The 23,924-nt window shown below is 43.7% G+C and carries 16 protein-coding genes and 1 tRNA gene; 1 reads left to right on the top strand and 16 read right to left on the bottom strand.

Annotated features, from left to right (window positions below; all coding sequences use genetic code 11):
* Positions 1-60: 60 nt before the first annotated feature.
* From pilQ to PG901_RS02900, 5 genes are read right to left on the bottom strand one after another with little or no spacing between them, the layout of a single operon-like run.
* Positions 61-2,433 carry a type IV pilus secretin PilQ gene (gene pilQ, locus PG901_RS02920; RefSeq protein ID WP_271133444.1) on the bottom strand — a complete coding sequence of 791 codons (2,373 nt, stop codon included), beginning with the start codon at positions 2,431-2,433 and terminating at the stop codon, positions 61-63.
* A 27-nt stretch (positions 2,434-2,460) separates the two neighbouring features.
* Positions 2,461-2,994, bottom strand: a complete 534-nt coding sequence (locus PG901_RS02915; protein ID WP_201565523.1) for a pilus assembly protein PilP — start codon at positions 2,992-2,994, stop codon at positions 2,461-2,463.
* The gene (locus PG901_RS02910; protein ID WP_271133443.1) at positions 2,994-3,725 is read right to left on the bottom strand and encodes a type 4a pilus biogenesis protein PilO; all 732 of its coding nucleotides are present in this window, start codon (positions 3,723-3,725) and stop codon (positions 2,994-2,996) included. The genes PG901_RS02915 and PG901_RS02910 overlap by 1 nt, the downstream gene beginning before the upstream one ends.
* Complete coding sequence (locus tag PG901_RS02905) at positions 3,722-4,381, bottom strand: PilN domain-containing protein (protein WP_271133442.1); 660 nt, start codon at positions 4,379-4,381, stop codon at positions 3,722-3,724. The genes PG901_RS02910 and PG901_RS02905 overlap by 4 nt, the downstream gene beginning before the upstream one ends.
* Positions 4,381-5,436: a pilus assembly protein PilM gene (locus PG901_RS02900; RefSeq protein WP_201619263.1), complete on the bottom strand. Its 1,056-nt coding sequence runs from the start codon at positions 5,434-5,436 to the stop codon at positions 4,381-4,383. Before PG901_RS02900 ends, PG901_RS02905 begins: the two co-directional genes overlap by 1 nt.
* A gap of 192 nt (positions 5,437-5,628) precedes the next feature.
* Between PG901_RS02900 and PG901_RS02895 the strand changes: the two genes are divergently transcribed.
* The gene (locus PG901_RS02895; RefSeq protein ID WP_271133441.1) at positions 5,629-8,325 is read left to right on the top strand and encodes a penicillin-binding protein 1A; all 2,697 of its coding nucleotides are present in this window, start codon (positions 5,629-5,631) and stop codon (positions 8,323-8,325) included.
* 149 nt (positions 8,326-8,474) lie between these two features.
* On the opposite strand, the gene PG901_RS02890 is transcribed toward PG901_RS02895, so the two are convergent.
* The 11 genes from PG901_RS02890 to tuf all read right to left on the bottom strand — a co-directional run.
* On the bottom strand, positions 8,475-9,002 hold the full coding sequence (locus PG901_RS02890) for a DUF6586 family protein (RefSeq protein WP_201565507.1): 528 nt from the start codon (positions 9,000-9,002) through the stop codon (positions 8,475-8,477).
* 318 nt (positions 9,003-9,320) lie between these two features.
* The gene (rpoC, locus tag PG901_RS02885; RefSeq protein WP_201565505.1) at positions 9,321-13,541 is read right to left on the bottom strand and encodes a DNA-directed RNA polymerase subunit beta'; all 4,221 of its coding nucleotides are present in this window, start codon (positions 13,539-13,541) and stop codon (positions 9,321-9,323) included.
* A gap of 188 nt (positions 13,542-13,729) precedes the next feature.
* Positions 13,730-17,848: a DNA-directed RNA polymerase subunit beta gene (rpoB, locus tag PG901_RS02880; RefSeq protein WP_271133440.1), complete on the bottom strand. Its 4,119-nt coding sequence runs from the start codon at positions 17,846-17,848 to the stop codon at positions 13,730-13,732.
* Between the two features lie 871 nt (positions 17,849-18,719).
* Positions 18,720-19,091 carry a 50S ribosomal protein L7/L12 gene (gene rplL / locus PG901_RS02875; protein ID WP_201565501.1) on the bottom strand — a complete coding sequence of 124 codons (372 nt, stop codon included), beginning with the start codon at positions 19,089-19,091 and terminating at the stop codon, positions 18,720-18,722.
* A gap of 126 nt (positions 19,092-19,217) precedes the next feature.
* Positions 19,218-19,745 carry a 50S ribosomal protein L10 gene (rplJ, locus tag PG901_RS02870; protein ID WP_201619266.1) on the bottom strand — a complete coding sequence of 176 codons (528 nt, stop codon included), beginning with the start codon at positions 19,743-19,745 and terminating at the stop codon, positions 19,218-19,220.
* 419 nt (positions 19,746-20,164) lie between these two features.
* Positions 20,165-20,866, bottom strand: a complete 702-nt coding sequence (gene rplA / locus PG901_RS02865; protein ID WP_201565497.1) for a 50S ribosomal protein L1 — start codon at positions 20,864-20,866, stop codon at positions 20,165-20,167.
* Positions 20,867-21,298 carry a 50S ribosomal protein L11 gene (gene rplK, locus PG901_RS02860; RefSeq protein WP_068405081.1) on the bottom strand — a complete coding sequence of 144 codons (432 nt, stop codon included), beginning with the start codon at positions 21,296-21,298 and terminating at the stop codon, positions 20,867-20,869.
* Positions 21,299-21,390: 92 nt separating this feature from the next.
* Positions 21,391-21,921, bottom strand: a complete 531-nt coding sequence (nusG, locus tag PG901_RS02855) for a transcription termination/antitermination protein NusG (RefSeq protein ID WP_201565495.1) — start codon at positions 21,919-21,921, stop codon at positions 21,391-21,393.
* Positions 21,922-21,992: 71 nt separating this feature from the next.
* Positions 21,993-22,481, bottom strand: a complete 489-nt coding sequence (gene secE, locus PG901_RS02850) for a preprotein translocase subunit SecE (protein WP_201565493.1) — start codon at positions 22,479-22,481, stop codon at positions 21,993-21,995.
* Positions 22,482-22,532: 51 nt separating this feature from the next.
* A tRNA-Trp gene (locus tag PG901_RS02845) sits at positions 22,533-22,608 on the bottom strand.
* A gap of 411 nt (positions 22,609-23,019) precedes the next feature.
* Positions 23,020-23,924: elongation factor Tu (gene tuf, locus PG901_RS02840; RefSeq protein WP_271133439.1), on the bottom strand; the 905-nt coding region annotated here is incomplete at its 5' end.

The following is a 23,924-nucleotide window of genomic DNA, read 5'->3' as shown; positions in this document are numbered from 1 at the left end:
CCATAAAAAAAGCAAGCGTTGATGCTTGCTTTTTTTAGTTATAAAGACATTAAACGCTGATTAATTTAAACGGCTGATGCCATCATTAATCAATTTTGGCGTGACAAAGATGAGCAGCTCTTCCTTTTCGTTTTTACGGACATCACGACGGAAGGCTCGACCGACATAAGGCAAGTCACCTAAGAAAGGTACTTTATCGACACCATTACTGCTACGGTTTTTAAAGACGCCGCCTAGAACAATGGTCTGACCATCTTCAACAATGACATTTGTAGATATAGCATCTTCAGCAATGAGAAAGTCAGTACCGACTCGTGTTGGGCTAGCATTTCTAATATCTAATTTTAAGCCGATTTTACCATCTGGGGTGATATTTGGTGTAGCCTCTAAACTTAATGATGCTTCTATGAATTTGGTCGTAGTTGCACCACTGGCCGATGCTTCTTGATAAGGAACTTTTGTTCCAGAAGATACTTTTGCCATTTGTTTATCAGCCGTCAAAATCTTTGGTGTCGAAATCACTTCACCGCGGTTATCAGCTTGTAGTGCTGATAGCTCAAGATCGAGCATCACATCTGACATGCTAAGTAGCCCAAAAGCAATACTACCGGCTGGGTTGGCAACACCTAAGTCAACGTTTAAGTTATCAGGACGGCTGATGTCATATTTAGGATAAGAAACCGTTTGACCATTGACTGTCGTTGTTTCTACGTCAAAATCTTTTAAATCCCATAGCGTCTGATTACTACCACCGACCAATAAGTTACGGTTATTGGCAGCGCCGTTTGACAAGATACCCCAACGCACGCCGATCTCTTTACTAAAGCTATCAGTAGCACTAACAATACGTGCTTCAATCATTACTTGACGGACTGGAATATCAATTTTACCAATCAGCTTATGAATATTTTCAATGCTTTCAGCGACATCTTTGATAATCAAGGTATTGGTACGCTCATCAACCGTTACCGTACCACGGTTAGACAACAAGGTATTGTTATCAGTAGAATTTGTGTTGCCAGTGCCGCTGCCACCTGATGAGCCACTGCCCTGAGAGATAAGGGTCAAGACATCAGCCGCTTTAGCATAGCTTAAGCGAATGTATTCCGTGCGTAGCGGCGCATACGACTCAACCGCTTGCTGCGCTTCAAGCTCACGTGCTTCTTGTTCAGCAAGCTCAGTCGAGGGCGCAACCAAAATCACGTTGCCATTTTCACGCTTACCAAGATTTTTACTCTTTAGAATAATATCTAGCGCTTGATCCCAAGGTACATTAATCAGGCGCAAGGTGATATTACCCGCGACCGAATCACTAGCCACGATATTCATATCAGTAAACTGTGCCAAGATATCTAACACACTACGGATTTCGACGTCTTGGAATTCCATAGATAGCGCTTCACCGCTATATACTTTTTCTTCAAGCGTTGGCTCACGAAGTAGCTCAGGCTTGCGGATATTGATATTTAACTGGTTACCCGATTGATAAGCTTGATACTCATAATCTTCTTTAACATTGATGGTAATCACACCATTTTGACCTTGGTTTTTAGTATCAATACTATCAACCAAACCACTATTCACGTTTAAGCGACGTAATAAATTTCTCGGCACGGTACTGCCGGTTAAACGTACAACCAACTTATTACCTTGACGCTGGACGTCAACTGGAATGGCTTCGTTGGCAAGCGCAATACTGACATTACCGCCACCATCATTGCCTGCGGTAAAATTAACCGCCGTTAAACCGTCATAACTATACTGCTTACTCACTTGTGAGGCCGCAAGCTGTGGGCTTAGCAACGGATTGACGCGCACCACCATGGTATCAGCAGGGACTGCGGTTTTGTTTACTGTAGAGCTAGTAGCTGTGGTACGAATAGGCGCACTTGATTTGCTACTGGTCTCAACTATCGGTGTAACAACAGCAGTGGTAGTGATACCCGCATTGCCATTAAGCACGTCTTGCACAGGGTCATTGGTAACTACTTGATTAACCACTGGACGACTAGGGTCGCTAATCGTTAACAACAAATCATTGCCCTCAATAGCGGTGGTATAATTGCCCGCTTGTTTGAGTCCAACAATCAGACGGGTGGTATTGTCGCTATTTAGGGTAGTGACATCCTTGATCATACCGACGTTATATTCATTAAAACGACTGGCAAGTCCGTTTTGTACCTTTTCAAAATCCAATACCAAACGGCTCGGATTATCAAGCTGGTAGGCGGCAGGTAATACTGGTTTGCCGACAAAGCCCAAACGCATTTGGGTAACGGCCGGTGCGGTCTGTACCACAGAGACGTTATTGATGCGCTGCTCAGCATGAGCACTGCTACTAACTGCTACCATACTCATTGCCAATGCAGAGATGGCAAACGTAGAAGATACGCGGTTGTTCATCGTCATTACCTTGTTATTGCGTACTGTCATTATGTATTCCTCAAAAAATCTGCCGACTTAGCTTATAGGGGAGACCAGCGACTGGGGTTTTTCTACAAACCCAGCGCGGCTGTCTGGCACAATTTCAATCAAGTTAATCTGGGTCGGCGTGATTTCAACAATACGGCCGTCATTTAATCCAAGATAATTACCGACTCTAACGCTCGCAACTGAACCATCGGGGCGCTGTACTAAGGCATATTGCTGACCTTCAGGGGAAATAACGACACCGCGAAAGACGAGTTGCGATAGCTCATATTGCTCAAGCGGTTCTTTTACTCGGGTTATATCAGGGCGCACGCCATCGATAGAGGTAGCAGGGCCTTGAACGTTCACTAAGCTTGGTGGCAAAAATGGACTACGCTGCGCACTGGCACTATAGACAAAATCTTCTACCAGCTCAGCCTTGGGCGGCGGTTCAATCGGCTGCGCTGGCTGGTTACGAATATCGGCCATCGCCTGCTCTGCCATGCCGATACGGTCAGTACAACCCGTTATCGACAAAACAGTGGCGCTTAAAATAAGCAGCATGGGCAGTTTTTGGATATTCATTAGTTGCCTCCTGCAGCATCAGTGGTAGCAGCATCAGGTGCGACAGCTTCATCACCTTCGGGAGCCGCTTCTTTTGAGCGATACGTTTTGGTTTGTAGCACCAGATTGAGCTCAGGTAGAACATCCAAAGTTGGCTGCGGATTACTGACTTCAAAATCATGCATCGTAATAATACGCGGCAAAGCAGCAAGCCCGCTGATAAAGCTACCAAACTGATGGTATTCACCTAAAGCGGCAATACGAATAGGCTGCTCAATAAAGAACTCATTTTCAATCTCAGGCTCTACTGAAATATCTTGGAAACGGATATTACTGCCAACGCCCGTCATATTGATACCTTCGACCAATTCTGATACACGGGTATCTTTTGGTAGCTGGTCAAGTAAGGTATTGAACTCCGCTTCCATTTGAATCACTTGCGCTTGATAGGCCTTTAAATGACGCGCCCGTGATTCTTTTTCACGGTAGCTATCAAGTAAGGTTTGCTGTTGACTTTCCGCAGCAGTGATCTCATCAATTTTACTGCTAATCGGCAATGCCCATGACAGCGCAGCGATTAAAGCAATAATAAATCCAATCACGGTGACTTTGACAGGGAGCGGCCAACTGCCATAGTTCTCAGCATCCAACGACTCAAAGCTGCGGCGGAATTCATTCAAATCAAACGGCTTTTTAGCACTAACCGCCGTCTTTTTGGTTTTAATGAGGCTTTTTTTACGGCTCAGTTTCATAACTCACCTCCAAGCACAGCATTACCATCCGCATCAGTAGCTTCAATCGTTTCTGACTGTACTTTGGTCGTTACGACAAACTGAACATAACTGTCTTCAGGATAAATAGGACGCGGCTGTTCACCAACAGTAACCGTACTATTAAGCGCTGGAGCAGATTCATAAGCAGTAATATTTTGCTGGATGTTACTCACTGCTGAATTGCCCATCCATTTGCTACTATCAAGGTTACGAATCAAACTAGAGACAATATTTGGATTGTCAGCAAGACCGGTTAAAGTAAGCACATCACCTTCGCGTTTTAAATTATTTAAATAAAGCGCTGGCGGCATCGCCTTGGCAAGATCATCCCATAACCGTACAGGAACCGGACGTCGACCTTGCAAATCTTGGATAACCTGCATGCGTGAGACGATGTCATCACGGCGCTGCTCTAAGCTATCAATCTCTACCAAGGCTTTATCTAGGCGCGCATTTTCTTGTTCAATCAGTGCATTGGCATCTAATTGCTCATCGAGTTCATTGTTAAAATAACTCCATGAAGCGAATGCCGCCAATAGAGCTAGCAAAGTAACGGCCACCACCAAAGTGATAAATTCTTTATTGCGGCGTTCGCGCTCTTCTTGCCGCCAGGGCAATAAGTTAATACGAGCCATTAGTCGAAGCTCCTTAACGCAAGACCGCAAGCGGCCATTAAGCTTGGTGCATCAAGCGCCAATTGCTCATTATCGATATGTGGAGCAATGGTCATATTGATGAACGGATTTGCCATACTCACAGGCACGCCCAATCTTTGCTGTGCCATGCCAGCAAGTCCTGCAATAGAACTACTGCCACCTGCAAGCACCAGATGATCAATACTGGTATATTGACTAGAAGAGAAGTAGAATTGTAGAGAACGAGTAATCTGTTGAATGGTATTTTCTATAAATGGTGTTAATACGTCGGGATAGTAATCGTCCGGCAAAGTACGTTCGCGTTTACTAATCGTCGCTTCTTCAGCGGATAATCCGTATCGATTTTGTATCGCTTCGGTAAGCTGAGTACCACCAAATAATTGTTCACGACTATATATAAACTCGCCATTTTTAGCAATATATAATGTGGTTTGATTATGACCAATATCGACGACAGCTACCAAATCTGGTACGTTTGGCAGGCTATCTGCCATCAAACTAAAGGCACGCTCAATTGCATGCGATTCGATATCCATCACTTTGGTTTGCAAGCCACCAAAGGTCAGCGCATCCACTCTTTGGTCAACATTTTCCGACCGTGACGCTGCCAATAGTACCTGCACCATATTGTCATTAACCAAAGAGGGACCCAATACCTCAAAATCCAAATTAACATCTTCTAATGGATAAGGTACGTATTGATCAGCATCCAAGCGGATTTGCGCTTCACGCTCAACGTCGTTAAGCACCATATCCATATCGATTATTTTGGTAATCACGGCTGAGCCTGAAACTGCCGTAGCGGCGTTGCTACCGGCAGCTTGGCAACGTCGCGCCAAGCTTGCTATTGTGTTACCCACCGCTTCAGTGTCTACAATGAGTTTGTCGACGACTACGCCTTCCGGCAACCTTTCTATGCCGTAAGATTTTAGGTGAAATATGCCCTGTTGACGCTGTATGTCAACCAACTTCACTGAGGTGGTGCAAATATCCACGCCAATCAAATGTCGACTCTTAGAAGTAAATAGCCTCACAAACTCTATACCTTATGTTAAGTGTACAATCTGATAGTTATTTGTAATAATTTAGTACAATACTTTACTTAACAGATAGATTCAAGCATTTAAATTACTTATTAAGCAACACTTACACATTTATTATTACTTGCCTATTTTGTTCAAGGTATAATGCCCTATCTATTGAAACTTTAATTGATAAGTCTTCTTATGACCAAAAAAAATGCTACCGCTCGTCTCATTCACTTTTTGGTGGGGCTTTTCATTGCCTGCTTAGCGTTAGCGCTAATCTTAGCACTTGCCGTACCTATTGGCTTTTACGGTATGGCAATGTATTTATCGCCAACCTTGCCAAGCATTCAAGAGATTAAAACGGCCAACCTAGAGATGCCGTTACAGATATATAGTAGTGACGACAAACTGATTGGTCAGTACGGCAATCGTTTATCGCTACCGGTTACGTTTGAAGAGATCCCTAAAGGCTTAACGCAGGCTTTTTTAGCGGCAGAAGATGCGTCATTTTTTCAGCATAGTGGTATTAGTATTAAAGGTCTTGGTCGCGCTGTGACCGAAGTGGTCACCGATGATGAGAGTCAAACGGGCGGCTCTACTATTACCATGCAGGTTGCCAAAAACTATTTCTTAAGCTCAGAGCGCACCCTAAACCGCAAACTGACAGAGCTGTTTTTAGCCCGTAAAATCGAAGACGAGCTGAGCAAAAATGACATCCTTACCTTATATGTCAATAAAATTTATTTAGGCGAAGGCGCTTATGGTATTCGCGCCGCTGCCAAAAAATATTATAGTAAATCTCTAGAAAACCTCACCGTTGCCGAAATGGCCATGCTCGCAGGTCTGCCAAAAGCCCCTTCTAAATATAACCCGGTTGCCAATCCAAGTCGCGCCCTCACCCGCCGTAATTGGATTATTGGACGTATGCATGAGCTTGGCTATATTAATAAGGCTCAGCACGACGAAGCCATTAACGCCCCAATTGGTATCAATCTTTATCAAGAAAAACTTGACGTCAATATGCCGTATTTGGCAGAGATGACGCGTTCTGCCTTGGTCAACCGCTATGGTGAGCAAGTGATGCATGGTGGCTGGCGCGTGCGTTTGACCGTTGATAGCGAAGCACAAAAAGCAGCAGAATCAGCGATACTAACAGGTTTGGTGGCTTATGAGCACCGTCATGGCTGGCGCGGCGCTGAAGCAAATGGCGAACCGCTGGAAAAATTCCGTCGCTATAGCAATATGTCTCCAGCCAAAGTGACCAAGGTCAATGCTCGCAGTTTTGAAGCAACCATGCCCTCTGGTGAGAATGTAACGGTTAACTGGTCTGGTATGAGCTGGGCGCGCAAATATATTTCTGCCGATCGCATCGGCTACTTTCCGAGTAATGCCAGTCAAATTGTCAGCAAAAATGATATTGTGCGCCTGATACCGACGACCAATGGCAATTGGCAATTGGGACAAATACCTGAAGTACAGGGTAGTTTGGTTTCTCTAAATCCTGAAACGGGTGCCGTTCGAGCCTTGGTAGGTGGATTCGACTTCAACCATAGTAAATTTAACCGCGCGCTACAAGGCTGGCGTCAACCAGGTTCGACGATTAAGCCACTGGTTTATACCACTGCTTTAGAAAAAGGCTATCGTCCAGACAGTATTGTCTCGGACCGCCCTATTCAAGTAGGTGACTGGAAACCTAAGAATTCCGACCAACGTTTTTTAGGTGATATCACCTTACGCCGTGGGCTTTATCTATCTCGTAACTTAGTCTCTATCCGTTTGCTGCAAGCAATTGGTATCTCTGATGCGCGCAATTTATTAGACGAATTTGGCCTTGATAAAGAAAAGCTACCTACAACTTTGTCTTTAGCATTGGGCGCTGGTCAGGCAACGCCATTACAGATGGCGACGGCTTATGCCACCTTTGCTAATGGCGGACATCGCATCCAGCCTTATTTTATCGAACAAATTTATAACTATGATAATAAGCTGCTGTTTCAAGCCAACCCGCAGCAAGCTTGCGCCTTATGCTTTAATGAGCAGCTTGACGCTGTCAATAAAAAGCTTATTAAAGATTATGAAGCAAAAATAGAAGCAGAGAATAAAGCAGCTGCTGCTAAAGATGAAAGCATTAGTGCTAAAGACAATGCGACAGATAAAAAAGACGCTGAGCTAAAAGCAGAAAATAACGACAAGATAGCAAAAGATGATAAAGTGCTTGATTTAGATATTTATGATGCAAGCCCATATGCAGATCGCCTAAAAGCACCAGTAGTACAGTATGTACGTGCTGAACAAGCACCGCGTATTTTAAAACCTAGAGTTGCTTTTGAGATGGCCGATATCTTACGCGATGTTGTCCAGCGCGGTACGGCTGTGAAAGCAAGAGCCTTAGGACGTGATGATATTGGCGGTAAGACCGGAACGACGAATGAAGCGAAAGATGCTTGGTTTGCAGGGTTTCATCCTACCAATGCCACGGTTGTATGGATGGGCTTTGATCAGCCATCAACGCTAGGTCGCCGTGAATATGGCGGCGTAGCAGCGCTGCCGGTTTGGATGGACTTTATGAAAGCCCAATTAAAAGACACCCCTCATCAATGGGTCTCTATTAATAACCGTGCCAAATCAAAGAAGCAAAAGCAGAGCATTATAGAAATGATGGATGAAGGTGCTGCCGAGCTTGAAGACGATACTGCCGATGAGGTTAAATCAGCAAAACCCGTTAAAACCACCACCCAGCAACGTAAGCCCCCTGCTCCTGAACCAATTGAAGAGCAAATTCAAAATCGACCAGCTCCTGAGAAACCGAAGCCAAGTCGTACTGACGACAACAATCCTCAAAACAAACCTTTATCAGCAACGCCAGTTGCGCGTATGCCACCGATGCCAGAATAAATAAACCACTATTCTGGTTAACAGCTTCATAAAAAAGGTCTTGCTCAGTCTCCTGCGCAAGACCTTTTTTTCGCTTTTAGAACCTGTATTTGAAGTTAAGGCGAATTTATAAGCTTAAAGGGAATTGATTTGAAAAGCGGCTGATGATATTAAAACTCTACCATACCAGCACGTAGCTGCTCAATCAGCTCCGCAAACTGCTGACGCCATTCACGTATGGTTGCTTCGTCTGGCAACCACTGATTCGATAACGTCACAACATTTACAATCAAATCAGGCGCTTCTTTTATCTCACTACCCGTCTTCTCATCGATAACATTATCAGGCAATACCGCGTACAAACAGCGCTGATAAGCATGCTCTATATTGGCTAAAAAACCTTGTTGCTGTAATTGTTGTAAGCGCTGCACTTCAGGCGAAACTTGGGTACGGGCGCTTAGTGCTTCTTCAATATCTGCTAAGGTTGGCGCGGTCATACTTAAACCATAAAAATGCCCAAGTTCTTGTACAAAAGCAAGATATGTCCCATATAGGTGAAAAATAGCGGTTTCACAATGGGCTTGATAGAGCTGTTTATCGTTAGTATTACCTGCCGCCTGACAAGCCAAACGACAAAAATACAGCTTTTGATTGGTACGGTCAGCTTGGTATTTGGCAACGCGAGTCTTACCTGCCATGCGCCTATCCTTGTTATTTAGTGAATGATTTGTTTAATAGGTATTACGATTATAATAATAGGTCTTTTAAACAGCTTTTACGTGAATAAGTAAAATTGCTTAATAAGCTTTGTTTTGCGATTAAGACATTTATTTAGAAATATTTATTTAGAAATATTTATTTAGAAATATTTAAAAAACCATCTATATAGCAGTGTACTATTTTCTGAAGTCACATTCTAAACAAATAATTTACCTGATTTATTTTCTTTAAGCCACAAAAAAGCCAGCAACTTAGGCTGGCTTTTTTGTTAAGGAAACAACTAAGCGTTATTTAGATTAGTGATTGCCTTGGTTAAGCTCTTGGGCAAACGCTTCATCAAAGCTTGCAAAGTCTTTGCTATCAGTGCTGGCTGTCATATCAAACGCTGCATTCAAGTCTTTATCTTGCAATTTTTGCTCCGCTTTTTCTTTACGGGCTTTATGATAAGCAAGACCAGTACCGGCAGGAATCAAGCGACCAACAACGACGTTTTCTTTCAGACCACGTAGCTCATCCACTTTACCAGTTACGGCAGCCGCAGTTAGAACACGAGTGGTTTCCTGGAACGACGCCGCTGAGATAAAGCTTTCTGTTGCCAGACTTGCTTTAGTAATACCAAGTAATTGACGCTCATACTGTACTGGGAATTTATCTTCCGCTTCCAGTTTAGCATTCAAGGCTTTGATATCAGCGTATTCGACCTGATCGCCTTTAAAGTGGCTTGAATCGCCGCCGTCCGTTACTTCAACTTTACGCAGCATCTGACGAATGATAACTTCGATGTGCTTATCGTTGATTTTTACACCCTGCAAGCGGTATACGTCCTGTACTTCGTTAACGATATAGTCAGCAAGCGCGGTTTGTCCTTTCAGACGTAGGATATCGTGCGGGTTTTGTGGACCATCAGCGATAACCTCACCACGAGCAACCGTCTCGTTTTCGAAGACGTTGATTTGACGCCATTTCGGGATCAGCTCTTCATGAATCTCACCATCTTCATTGGTGATAATGAAGCGGTTTTTACCCTTGGTTTCTTTACCGAAGCTGACTACACCCGACATCTCTGCCATGATGGCATGATCTTTCGGACGACGTGCTTCAAATAAATCAGCAACACGTGGTAGACCACCGGTAATATCTTTAGTACCTGATGATGCTTGTGGTACACGACCTAGGATCGAACCGGCTGCTACTTTTTCACCGTCGCTAACGCGAATGATGGTTTCAGCTGGTAAGAAGTAAACCACTTCTTTACCTTCGTCAGTGTTCAAGATAATCGCCGGACGTAAGTCTTTGGCTGAGCTTGAACGGTCACGAGTCGCTAGAATCTCAAACGAGCTCATACCAGTCGCATCATCAACTTTTACCGTCGCTGTCATACCGTCAGTGATGTCACTGAAGCGTGCAGTACCAGCAAATTCTGTGATAATTGGATGCGTGTGCGGATCCCATTTAGCGATAGTCTGACCGCCTTCGACCTGCTCTTCGTTTTTCACAAGCACGCTTGAACCATAAGGAACTTTATAGCGCTCACGTTCACGACCAAGCTCATCAGTCAACGCCAGTTCAGCTGAACGCGACACGATAACCAAATGACCATCGGTATGTTGCACCGTTTTCATGTTCTCAAAGTGCACTTGACCAGCATTACGTGCTGAGATGCTGTTATCCACAGAGGCTGAACTTGCTGCCCCACCAACGTGGAAAGTACGCATCGTTAACTGAGTACCAGGTTCACCGATAGACTGCGCTGCCATAACACCGACTGACTCGCCGATATTGACTTTATGACCACGTGCAAGGTCACGACCATAACACTGTGAACAAACGCCATGTTCGATATCACAAGTAATAACCGAACGTACCCAGATATCATCAATCGCGTTGTTATCAAGCACATTTACCCAATGCTCATCGATCAAGGTACCCGCTGGAATCAATACTTTATCAGCATCATCGTTATACGTTACATCACGAGCGGTCACACGGCCAAGTACTAGCTCACCGAGCTTCTCAATGATTTCACCACCTTGAATATGCGGCTTCATGAGCAAGCCTTGCTCAGTACCACAGTCTTCACTGGTAATAACCAAATCTTGTGCCACGTCAACCAAACGACGCGTCAAGTAACCCGAGTTAGCGGTTTTCAGTGCGGTATCCGCAAGACCTTTACGGGCACCATGCGTTGAGATAAAGTACTGAAGTACCGTCAAACCTTCACGGAAGTTGGCTTTAATCGGCGTCTCAATGATTGAGCCATCCGGTTTTGCCATCAAACCACGCATACCTGCCAACTGACGAATCTGTGCCGCACTACCACGAGCACCAGAATCTGACATGATAAAGATAGAGTTAAATGACTTCTGCTCTTCTTCTTCACCTTTAGCATTTAAGATTTTATCAGTCGCTAAGTTGTCCATCATCGCTTTCGCGACTTTATCATTGGTACGTGACCAAATATCGACAACTTTGTTATAACGCTCACCCGCAGTCACGAAACCTTGCTCGAATTGATCTTCAATCTCGCGAACTTCCGCTTCTGCGGTTTCGATGATTTGTACTTTGCTTGGTGGAATGACCATGTCATCGATACCGATAGACACGCCAGACAGTGTTGCTTGAGCAAAACCAAGGTACATCAATTGGTCAGCAAACATAACACTTTCTTTCACGCCAACTTTACGGTAGCAAGAGTTGATCAATTTAGAGATATTTTTCTTCGTCATCTCTTCATTACATTCATCGAACGACATGCCTTTAGGCATGATGTTCCAGATAAGTAGACGACCAGCGACGGTATCTTGTAACTTGACTTCTTTAGTCTCATTACCTTCTTCGTCGACATGAGTTTCAGTCACACGTACTTTAATTTTGGCGTTTACATGCAAATCGTTTGAACCAATCGCACGCAATGCTTCATTAACGGTGGCAAAAATCATGCCCTCGCCTTTAGAATTGATTGACGAACGGCTGATGTAGTACAGACCCAATACAACGTCTTGTGATGGTACGATGATTGGATCACCGTTAGCAGGCGACAAGATGTTGTTGGTCGACATCATCAATGCACGTGATTCAAGCTGCGCTTCTAGGGTCAATGGCACGTGAACGGCCATTTGGTCACCATCAAAGTCGGCGTTGAACGCGGTACAGACTAGAGGATGCAGCTGGATGGCTTTACCTTCAATCAATACTGGCTCAAATGCTTGTAGACCCAAACGGTGAAGCGTTGGCGCACGGTTCAAGAGTACTGGATGCTCACGGATAACCATGGCCAGCATATCCCACACTTGTGGCTCTTCACGCTCTACCATCTTTTTAGCAGCTTTAATCGTCGTTGCTAAACCATGAGACAATAATTTGTTATAAGTAAATGGCTTGAATAGCTCAAGTGCCATTTTCTTCGGTAGACCACACTGATGTAGACGTAGCGTAGGACCAACAACAATCACCGAACGACCAGAGTAGTCAACACGCTTACCAAGTAAGTTCTGACGGAAACGACCTTGCTTACCTTTGATCATATCTGCCAAAGATTTCAATGGACGCTTGTTACTACCAGTAATCGCACGACCGCGACGACCGTTATCAAGCAAGGCATCGACTGATTCTTGCAACATACGTTTTTCGTTACGTACGATGATATCAGGGGCGCTTAGCTCTAATAGACGCTTTAGACGGTTGTTACGGTTAATCACGCGGCGATATAAATCGTTTAGATCTGAGGTCGCAAAACGGCCGCCTTCTAGTGGTACTAGCGGACGCAAATCTGGTGGTAGTACTGGTAAGATATTCATTACCATCCACTCAGGCTTGTTATGAGAATCACGGAAGGCTTCTAATAACTTAAGACGCTTAGACATCTTTTTAAGCTTGGTTTCAGAACCGGTTTGCGGAATTGCTTCACGCAACTCGTCAATCTCGATATCTAAATCGATGTCTTTTAATAGGTCTTGAACGGCTTCAGCACCCATTTTGGCAGTGAACTCATCGCCAAACTCTTCAAGCGCTTTATAATAATCTTCATCATCAAGCAGCTGATACTTCTCTAAAGAAGTCAGACCTGGCTCGGTTACGATATAGCTTTCAAAATATAGGACGCGTTCGATATCACGAAGCGTCATGTCTAGCAATAGACCGATGCGGCTTGGTAATGATTTTAAGAACCAAATATGCGCAACAGGGCTCGCAAGATCAATATGACCCATGCGATCGCGACGTACTTTAGCAGTTGTGACTTCAACGCCACATTTCTCACAAATAACGCCTTGGAACTTACGGCGCTTGTACTTACCACATAAACACTCAAAGTCTTTTACTGGACCAAAGATTTTGGCACAGAACAGACCATCACGCTCAGGCTTAAACGTACGATAGTTAATCGTTTCTGGTTTTTTAACTTCACCATGTGACCATGATTTGATCACGTCAGGTGAGGCTAAGGTAATTTGAATACTATCAAACTCTTGGTTACCGTTGCCGGTAGGGCTTTGCATGATATCGAGTAAATCTTTCAAGTTGCTTCTCCGTTATCTTTATAATCATCTGACAGCGTGCTAGGAGCGCGGCTAAGATGAATGAAGGCAATGAATAGGGTTGAGACAAATCACTAAAAGCAGCAGCTATGCGCGTACTGCTTCTAGATTGACCACTAAGGATAATAATTAACTAAAGCTATGTTAAAGGTAGCTTCAGTCAGCCGTGCTTAATGGGTTTGCTTTAACTCAATATTGATACCCAGTGATTTGATTTCTTTGGTCAACACGTTAAACGATTCAGGCATACCTGGATCCATATACTGCTCACCATCAACGATGTTTTTGTACATACGCGTACGGCCTTCAACGTCATCCGACTTCACAGTCAGCATCTCTTGTAGCGTATAAGTCGCGCCGTAAGCTTCTAGTGCCCAGACTTCCATCTCACCGAAGCGCTGACCACCAAACTGAGCTTTACCGCCGAGTGGCTGCTGCGTCACAAGTGAGTAAGAACCAGTTGAACGTGCATGCATTTTGTCGTCAACCAAATGGTTAAGTTTCAGCATGTACATGTAGCCAACGGTTACTTTACGGTCAAACTTCTGACCAGTACGACCATCATACAACGTCTGTTGACCATCGCGATCCATACCAGCAAGCTCTAGCAAATCTTTAACTTGGCTTTCTCTTGCGCCGTCAAATACTGCTGTGCCCATTGGTACACCAGCGCGCAAGTTATCTGCTAGCGCCATGATGTCATCATCACTCAAGCTATCAAGATCAACTTGCTCACCGCCGACTTGGTTATAGATTTTGTCTAAGAAGTCACGTAAATCTTTGATCGCTGCTTGCGATTTGAGCATACCATCGATCTTCTCGCCCAAACCTTTCGCTGCCATACCCAAATGCGTTTCTAGAACCTGACCGATGTTCATACGAGATGGTACACCAAGCGGGTTCAAGACGATGTCAACGGTATTACCATTTTCATCATAAGGCATGTCTTCAACTGGCATAATGCGCGATACCACACCTTTGTTACCATGACGACCCGCCATCTTATCACCAGGCTGAATACGACGCTTAACCGCTAGATATACCTTAACGATTTTTTGTACGCCATGTTGTAAGTCATCACCAGCGGTTAATTTGCGTTTTTTCTCAGCAAACTTCACATCGATATCTTTTTGCTTATCAACCAAATACTCAGCGATTTGCGTGAGACGCTCAGAGATTTCTTCTTCAACAGGCTGAATATCAAGTAAAGTCTCAAGGCTCATATCTTTCATATCAGCCAATGCCATCACTGTACCGGCTTTTAAACCAGAACCACCGCTGACTTTTTGACCATCAAGCAAGTTACCAATACGACCACGAGCCGCTTCTTCAAAGATACGTAGCTCTTCTTTTAAATCTTTACGATAGCTATCAAGCTGTGATTTTTCAATTGCTCTTGCACGTGCATCTTTTTCCACGCCATCACGAGTAAAGACTTGAACGTCAATAACCGTGCCTTTGCTTGATGTTGGTACACGTAGTGACGTGTCTTTAACATCAGCCGCTTTTTCACCAAAGATAGCCCGGAGCAATTTCTCTTCTGGCGTCAGTTGCGTTTCACCTTTTGGCGTCACTTTACCAACTAAGATATCACCAGCGTCAACTTCAGCACCGATATAAACGATACCTGCTTCATCGAGACTTGATAGCGCCGCTTCGCCAACGTTTGGAATATCGGCAGTAATTTCTTCAGTACCTAGCTTGGTATCACGTGCCACACAGGTCAATTCTTGGATATGAATGGTGGTGAAACGATCTTCTTTAACCACTTTTTCAGACAGCAATATTGAATCTTCGAAGTTATAACCATTCCACGGCATAAATGCGATGCGAATGTTCTGACCCAATGCAAGCTCACCAAGATCCGTTGACGGACCATCAGCCAAGATATCACCTACAGCAATAGCATCACCTTGGTTGACGATAATACGTTGGTTGATACAAGTATTTTGGTTAGAACGCGTGTATTTAACGAGGTTATAGATATCAATACCAGCTTCACCAGCAATCATCTCATCTTCATTGACACGAACCACAACACGTGATGCATCAACGTCTTCGATCACACCGCCACGCTTAGCGATCACACAAACACCTGAGTCACGCGCAACGTGACGCTCCATGCCCGTACCTACTAACGGCTTGTCAGCACGTAGCGTAGGAACTGCCTGACGCTGCATGTTCGAGCCCATAAGCGCTCGGTTAGCATCATCATGCTCTAAGAATGGAATTAGACCTGCTGCTACCGATACTACCTGACTTGGCGACACATCCATATGCGTCACTTTTTCTGGCGGCATACGCACGAATTCACCATAGCTACGCACACTGACCATCTCATCAGATAACGCGCCTTCTGCGGTTACTGGTGAATCAGCCTGTGCAATAACAGTACCAACTTCTTCAATCGCTGATAGATACTCAATAACGTCTGTTACTTTACCGTCAACCACACGGCGATATGGCGTTTCTAAGAAGCCAAAGCTGTTGGTCTTTGCAAAGGTCGCTAATGAGTTAATAAGACCAATGTTTGGACCTTCAGGAGTTTCAATCGGACATACGCGACCATAATGGGTATCATGTACGTCACGTACTTCAAAGCCTGCACGTTCACGGGTCAGACCACCAGGTCCTAGTGCTGATACACGGCGTTTATGGGTAACTTCAGACAATGGGTTGTTCTGATCCATAAACTGCGATAACTGGCTTGAACCAAAGAATTCTTTGACAGCAGCAGCAACAGGTTTTGAGTTAATCAAATCTTGTGGTGACAAGTTATCAGATTCCGCTGAGCTCAGACGCTCTTTGACCGCACGCTCTACACGTACTAGACCAACACGGAATTGGTTTTCTGCCATTTCGCCTACAGAACGAATACGACGGTTACCCAAGTGATCGATATCATCGACTTCACCGCGACCGTTACGAATCTCAATCAATTCTTTTAGGACATTAACGATATCGGCGTTGGTCAATACGCTACGAGCGCGTTGAATGTCTGGATCATCCGTATTATCAAACTCTAACCCTAAACGGCGGTTAAATTTCATACGACCGACATTTGATAAGTCATAACGATCCGCGTTGAAGAACATGCTGTCAAATAGTTTTTCAGCGGTCTCAACCGTTGGTGGCTCACCTGGACGCATGACTTTATAGATTTCAATCAATGCTTCTTCACGGCTTGACGTACTATCAGCACGCAAAGTGTCGGCAATATAACTGCCTTGGTCGATATCGTTGGTGAACAGAATGCTGAATTCTTTGATAGACTCACTGGCTTCAAACGCACTTAATTTAACCAATAATTCATGGTCAATCAGCGTATTGGCTTTAGCGATAACTTCGTCATTAACGACGATGTCTTCCGCTAAAATACGCTCGTATAAGTATTCATCGGGGATAGAGATTTTAGTCATACCCGCTTCTTCAAGCTGACGGATACGGCGGGCATTAATACGTTTGCCCTGCTCGACAACCACTTCGCCTTCAGGCGTCACGATATCAAACTGCGCCATCTCGCCACGTAAGCGGTCAGCTACCAGATCAATCTCAAACTGCTCTTCACCTTTATAAACCGCGACTTTATCAAAGAACAAATCTAAGATCTCAGACGTGCTTAAACCTAACGCACGTAGGATGATAGAAGCAAGCAGCTTACGACGACGGTCAATACGAGCAAAAACCAAATCTTTGGCATCAAATTCAAAGTCTAACCATGAACCACGGTAAGGAATGATACGGGCGTTATAAAGCACCTTACCACTTGAATGCGACTTACCTTTATCATGGTCAAAGAATACACCCGGTGAACGATGCAGCTGTGATACGATTACACGTTCAGTACCATTGATAATAAAAGTACCGTTGGCAGTCATCAATGGCATCTCGCCCATATAGACGCTTTGCTCACGGATATCTTTGATTGCCGCTTTGCTGTCTTTATCTTTGCTGTCTTTGTCTTTGATGATTAGGCGAATTTTGACACGCATCGGCGCAGCAAAGGTCGAGCCGCGTAAGATACACTCACGCTCATCAAATTCAGGCGTACCTAAATAATATTCAACGAATTGTAACTCAGCATTACCAGAGTGACTCTCAATTGGGAAAATAGAGGAATACGCAGCTTGCAAACCAGTATTCTCACGAGCTTTTGGCTTTTTATGCTCTTGCAAAAATTGCTCATAAGAATCTACTTGGATAGACAACAAATAGGGAATGTCCATCACAGTAGGCAATTCAGCAAAACTTTTGCGAATACGCTTTTTTTCAGTATAAGAATATGCCATCGAGAGTCCTTACAGTAAACGTGGAAACAAATTGAAAGCGTGGCCAGCGTGCATCTATATTAGTTGATATTAATACTATGCAAACTTAGCGACGTAAACGATAATATAAAACGGTTATTCATGCTCATTTAATGACTGATGATTAATTCACGCGTATAGTGCATGATTAAGCCAGCTTATTTAAGCGTAAAATCAGAATCTAAACATGCCTATATGGGTGCTGACATTGCAAATTTCAATGCCCTACACTCTATAGTACTTAAGGCCAAGCACTGGTCTTTAAATACTATTGATTCTCTTTATAAATTCACTTAAAGTGTTATTGATACCTTTAAAGCATTATCGATATCTCAAACAAGGGTGTTGCGTATTAAGTTCAATTTCATGCTATTTAATGGTGCTTTTTAATACTACACAGCAAACGACTCACCCGCTACAATCATAAGTAATATCGTCGCTGATATCTACCGTCTACGAGCCTACTTACTGACAGTAAAACCATGCTAAATGGATAATCGAATATTTATAACTTTTCAGAATTAATGGTAACTGGGGTAACTATAACTTTTAGAAACAATGACTTTTAGAAACAATGACTTTTAGAATCAGTATAAACTATAGCGTTAATGGGAAAGCATGCAGACACAAAAAAATGCCAAACATCGATCGACGTTTAGCTTATATTAACTGATTTCAATAACTACTAAGTGTACTTGCATGTATATCGTCTGTCCTTTTGATGGGTATCCACCGTGATGTTGCATGCGTATGTTGGCAGACACAAAAGGTCAAGCTACGAATTATAATAAAAAAAAGCTGGCAATGCAAGGCATTACCAGCTTTTTTTGTACAACACTAAGATAAGCTCAGCTTATTTTAGTTCAACAGTTGCACCAGCTTCTTCAAGTTTCTTTTTCAACTCTTCAGCTTCAGCTTTGTTTACGCCTTCTTTGATTGGAGCTGGAGCGCTTTCAACCAAATCTTTCGCTTCTTTCAAGCCAAGACCAGTAGCTTCACGTACGGCTTTAATTACGCCAACTTTCTTCTCGCCAAAGCTGGCAAGAACTACGTCAAACTCGTCTTTTTCTTCAGCAGCAGCAGCAGGACCAGCAGCAGCAGGTGCAGCAGCAGCAACAGCAGCTGTTACGCCGAATTTTTCTTCCATAGCGCTGATTAATTCAACGATATCCATTACTGACATTTCAGCGATTGCGTTTAACACATCATCTTTAGATAGTGCCATGAGAACTCTCCGTTATCTGATAAAATTTAGTTGGTTTTAATATCGCTTGGATTGCTTGCCAAATTTTCAAATAGTGTTGGCAATAAAGTGCAATCGGCGATGTCAAAGTTACGTTAAAACAAGCAATTAAGCAGCTTCTTTTGCGTCTTTGATTGCTGCTACCGTGCGAACAAGCTTACTAGGAACAGCGTTCATAGTTTGAACAAGCTTGGTAACTGGTGCATTCATAGTAGCCATTAGGATAGAGATTGCTTCGTCGCGAGTTGGTAGCTTCGATACGCGCTCTAGCTCTTCTGGACCATAAACTTCACCACCGACTGATACCAATTTGGTCTCTAAAGCTTTGTTATCTTTACTGAACTCGAAAACAACTCGAGCAGCAGATCCCAAATCTTCCATAGAGAAAGCCAAAAGTAGTGGACCAGTCATACGGTCTGACATGCTCTCAAACTTAGTGCCTTCAAACGCGCGTTTTGCTAGGGTGTTTTTTACCACTTTCAAAACGACGCCTTTCTCACGGGCTTGTTCGCGTAGCTTAGTAAGCTTTGCAACACCAATACCATGATATTCGGCAGCTACTGCTGAGTGAGCATTAGCAGCAACTTCAGACACTTCAGCCACAACTTGTTGTTTTTGCTCTAGCGTTAATGCCATAAGTTGACTCCTTTAATCTAATCAATCTAATTCATACTAAGACTGACTTGATACGATACGTTATTTATAAATTCTATGAAGAATTCACTCATAACGACTGATTACGGCACCGTTATCAGAATGACATCAAGTGATAGCCTAGCGCTTATATTAATTTTTAATACAGCTACTAGCCTATCGGCTCTTATCAACAACTGGGTGGGTCACCGTCTGCGTAGGACAACTAAGATTTTCATCTGTCGTCGATTAACAAAAGCAGCTCGTTGTTATTATCAGCAATCCGAAAATCATTAATAATAACGCAAAACCGCTTTCTACCTACGGTCTTAGACAGCATAGCGTTTGCTACGCTGACCTAATTCTTTAAAATATTTTTTGCGGCCTTTATTTGAAATCGTCAAATAAAGGCAGATGTTTAATTATTTCGCTGTGCGATATGGAACAGGATCAATAGTGATACCTGGGCCCATAGTGCTAGACAAGGTAATTTTCTTAATGAAAGTACCTTTAGAAGTAGCAGGTTTAGCACGCTTTAGATCTGTGATTAGTGCTTGAGCGTTTTGGATAACTTGCTCAGCAGTGAAACCAACTTGACCGATAGTGGTATGGATAATACCCGCTTTATCAACGCGATACTGCGCTTGACCCGCTTTAGCGTTAGTTACAGCTTCAGCAACGTTAGGCGTTACCGTACCAACTTTTGGGTTAGGCATCAGGCCACGTGGACCTAAGATAGTACCTAATTGACCAACAACACGCATCGCATCAGGAGCAGCAATAACGACGTCAAAGTCCATGTTACCGGCTTTGATTTGTTCTGCTAGGTCTTCAAAACCAACGATGTCAGCACCAGCTTCTTTGGCGGCTTCAGCAGCAGCGCCTTGAGCAAATACAGCAACGCGTTTGGTTTTACCAGTACCAGCAGGTAGGTTGGTAGCGCCACGAACGACTTGGTCAGATTTACGTGGGTCAACACCCAAGTTTACTGCGATGTCGATAGACTCTTTGAATTTAAGAGCTGGCAAATCGTTTAAGATTTGAACCGCTTCTTCAAGAGTGTATAATTTTTCGTTTTCTACACGCTCAGCGATTAACTTTTGACGCTTAGTAAGTTTGCTCATTTACACACCCTCCACGGTAATACCCATTGAACGTGCAGTACCAGCGATGGTACGGACAGCAGCATCAAGACCAGCAGCAGTTAAATCTGCATCTTTAGTCTTAACGATCTCTTCTAACTGAGCACGGTCCACTTTACCGACTTTAGCGGTGTTTGGTGTACCAGAACCTTTAGCGATACCAGCAGCCTTACGTAGTAAGTATGCAGCTGGTGGCGACTTCATGATGAAGGTAAAAGACTTATCGCTGTATACAGTGATCTCAGTAGGAATCGGTAGACCCGGCTCTTGGTTTGAGGTCGCAGCGTTAAATTCTTTACAGAACGCCATGATGTTCACGCCTTTTTGACCCAATGCTGGACCAATCGGTGGTGAAGGATTTGCTTTGCCTGCAGGCACTTGTAGTTTGATGTAGCCATCAATCTTCTTAGCCATGAGATACTCTCCTTTATGGGTAATAGCGCCAAATCAATGTGGTATAACCCTTATTGACTAACAGCTCCCCGGTTGATGAATTTGTGGCTAGTTTAGTCTAGTTTTTCAACTTTACTAAACTCAAGCTCGACCTGAGTCGGTCGATTAAATACGTTTACCGTTAAATGTAGCTTAGACTTCTCATAATCCACTTTTTCAACCAACCCTTTAAAGTCAGTAAATGGACCATCGATAACCAACAACTCTTCGCCCGGCTCAAATAGAGTCTTAGGACGCGGGTCAGCTTCAGTCTGGTTCAGACGGTTTAAGATGCGATCTGCTTCTACTTGCGTAATGGGTGCAGGCGTCTCTGGCGTGCCACCGATAAAGCCCATAATACGTGGACAATCTTTAACGATGTGCCAAGTGTTGTCGTTCATCTCCATTTGGATTAATACATAACCCGGAAAGAACTTACGCTCGCTTTTACGCTTTTTGCCGTCTTTCATTTCGACGACTTCTTCAGTAGGAACCAACACATCACCGAACGAATCAGCAAAGTCACTACGATTAATACGATCAGTTAATGAACGTTGTACTTGCTTTTCATATCCTGAAAACGCTTGGACAATATACCAACGCATATCACGCTCCTGATCATTACAGTTAAGTCGTTATAAGTAAATTTTGGCTTAAAGGACACTAATACGCGTCATTAACCAATAAAGATACCAACGAACCAATTAAAAAAGTTATCTAATAACCAAACAAGGAAGCCAACAATCGCAATCATGACAAGCACTTGCCATGTGTATTGGAAGGTTTCATCTTTGCCTGGCCATGTGACTCGGCGCAGCTCAACGGCCGCATCTTTTAATAATATTTTAAAAGCGCGACCTTGATTTGTTAATGCCAAGCACACGAAAGCAATGATAACCAGCGCCGCGATAATACCAATACGCACCCAGACATCATTGGCAGGTTGCCAATAGCCAGGTAAGTATTGATTAACTAACGTTGCACCAATTAAAATCGCTGCGGCTAATAGCCACAAAATCACATCTTTTACTGAACCAGTTTTAGCAACTTCAACAGCAGTCGTTTGATTGCCAGCTGAAACGTGCTTATCTTTGGACAGCATTCCACCAGCAACTGCCTTGGCATCAGATAACTTAGTCTCGAGGTTATCTTGATTATTGCTCATAAAGAACTCACTTCGGAGATGGTGGGGTATGACAAAGATGTGATAAGAAGATGGCAGGCGATGTAGGACTCGAACCTACAACCCTCGGTTTTGGAGACCGATGCTCTACCAATTGAGCCAATCGCCTATGGGTGTAAAGGACAGCATTATACAATATTTGGCATAGAATGCAAGCATTTAGGAATAAAATTCTTCTATCGCCTTAATGTCGCTACTCTTAAACCTTATTATTTACACACTTTGTATGCATAATAATCTTAAACATTTAGCATAAAAGGTGCTGATAAGCTGCAGCGTTAATATAGCAAGCTCAGTCAAGAATTACAATAGATAGCAAGCAGGTTTAAAAACGAATTTTTATAAATACAGTTAAAATGGGAATATCTTCTTATTCAACCCTACTCTTCAACCATTCATATTTAATCACTTATAATCACTTATTCTACACCCACAAAAAAAGCCACCCTCTTTCAAGGATGGCTTTTTTCTAACTGCTTAACGTGATCAGATTGCTCTGATAGCGTTAGTGCTTTAATGCTTAGCTAAGTACGTTAGCAACAACACCAGCACCTACCGTACGGCCGCCTTCACGAATAGCGAAGCGTAGACCTTTGTCCATAGCGATTGGGTGGATAAGCTCTACGCCCATCTCAACGTTATCACCAGGCATTACCATTTCAGTACCGTCTTGTAATTGGATTGCGCCAGTTACGTCAGTGGTACGGAAGTAGAACTGTGGACGATAGCCGTTTAGGAATGGTGTGTGACGACCACCCTCTTCTTTTGACAATACGTATACTTCAGCGTCAAACTTGGTATGCGGGGTGATTGAACCTGGCTTAGCAAGTACTTGGCCACGTTGTACGTCTTCACGCTTAGTACCACGTAGTAGTACGCCACAGTTTTCGCCTGCACGACCTTCGTCAAGCAGTTTACGGAACATCTCTACACCAGTACAGGTGGTTTTTTGCGTGTCACGGATACCAACGATTTCGATCTCGTCACCAACACGTACGATACCTGATTCAACACGACCAGTAACAACGGTACCACGACCTGAGATTGAGAATACGTCTTCGATTGGCATTAGGAATGCTTTGTCGATGTCACGCTCTGGCTCTGGGATATAAGTATCTAGGATACCTAGTAGTTCTACTACGGCTGGTTGGCCATATTTGCCTTCGTCGCCTTTAAGGGCTTGGGTGGCTGAACCTTTTACGATTGGGGTGTCATCACCTGGGAAGTCGTAGTCGTTAAGAAGTTCACGAACTTCCATTTCAACGAGTTCTAGTAGCTCTTCGTCATCAACAAGGTCACACTTGTTCATGAAGACGATGATGTACGGTACGCCAACCTGACGTGAAAGCAGGATGTGCTCACGGGTTTGTGGCATTGGGCCGTCAGTTGCTGATACAACTAGGATTGCGCCGTCCATTTGAGCGG

The sequence above is a fragment of the Psychrobacter sp. ANT_H3 genome, from assembly GCF_027919975.1.
Classification (GTDB): Bacteria; Pseudomonadota; Gammaproteobacteria; order Pseudomonadales; family Moraxellaceae; genus Psychrobacter; species Psychrobacter maritimus.
The sequence above is the reverse complement of the archived record's forward strand: the minus strand, read 5'-3'. Positions and strand labels throughout refer to the sequence as shown.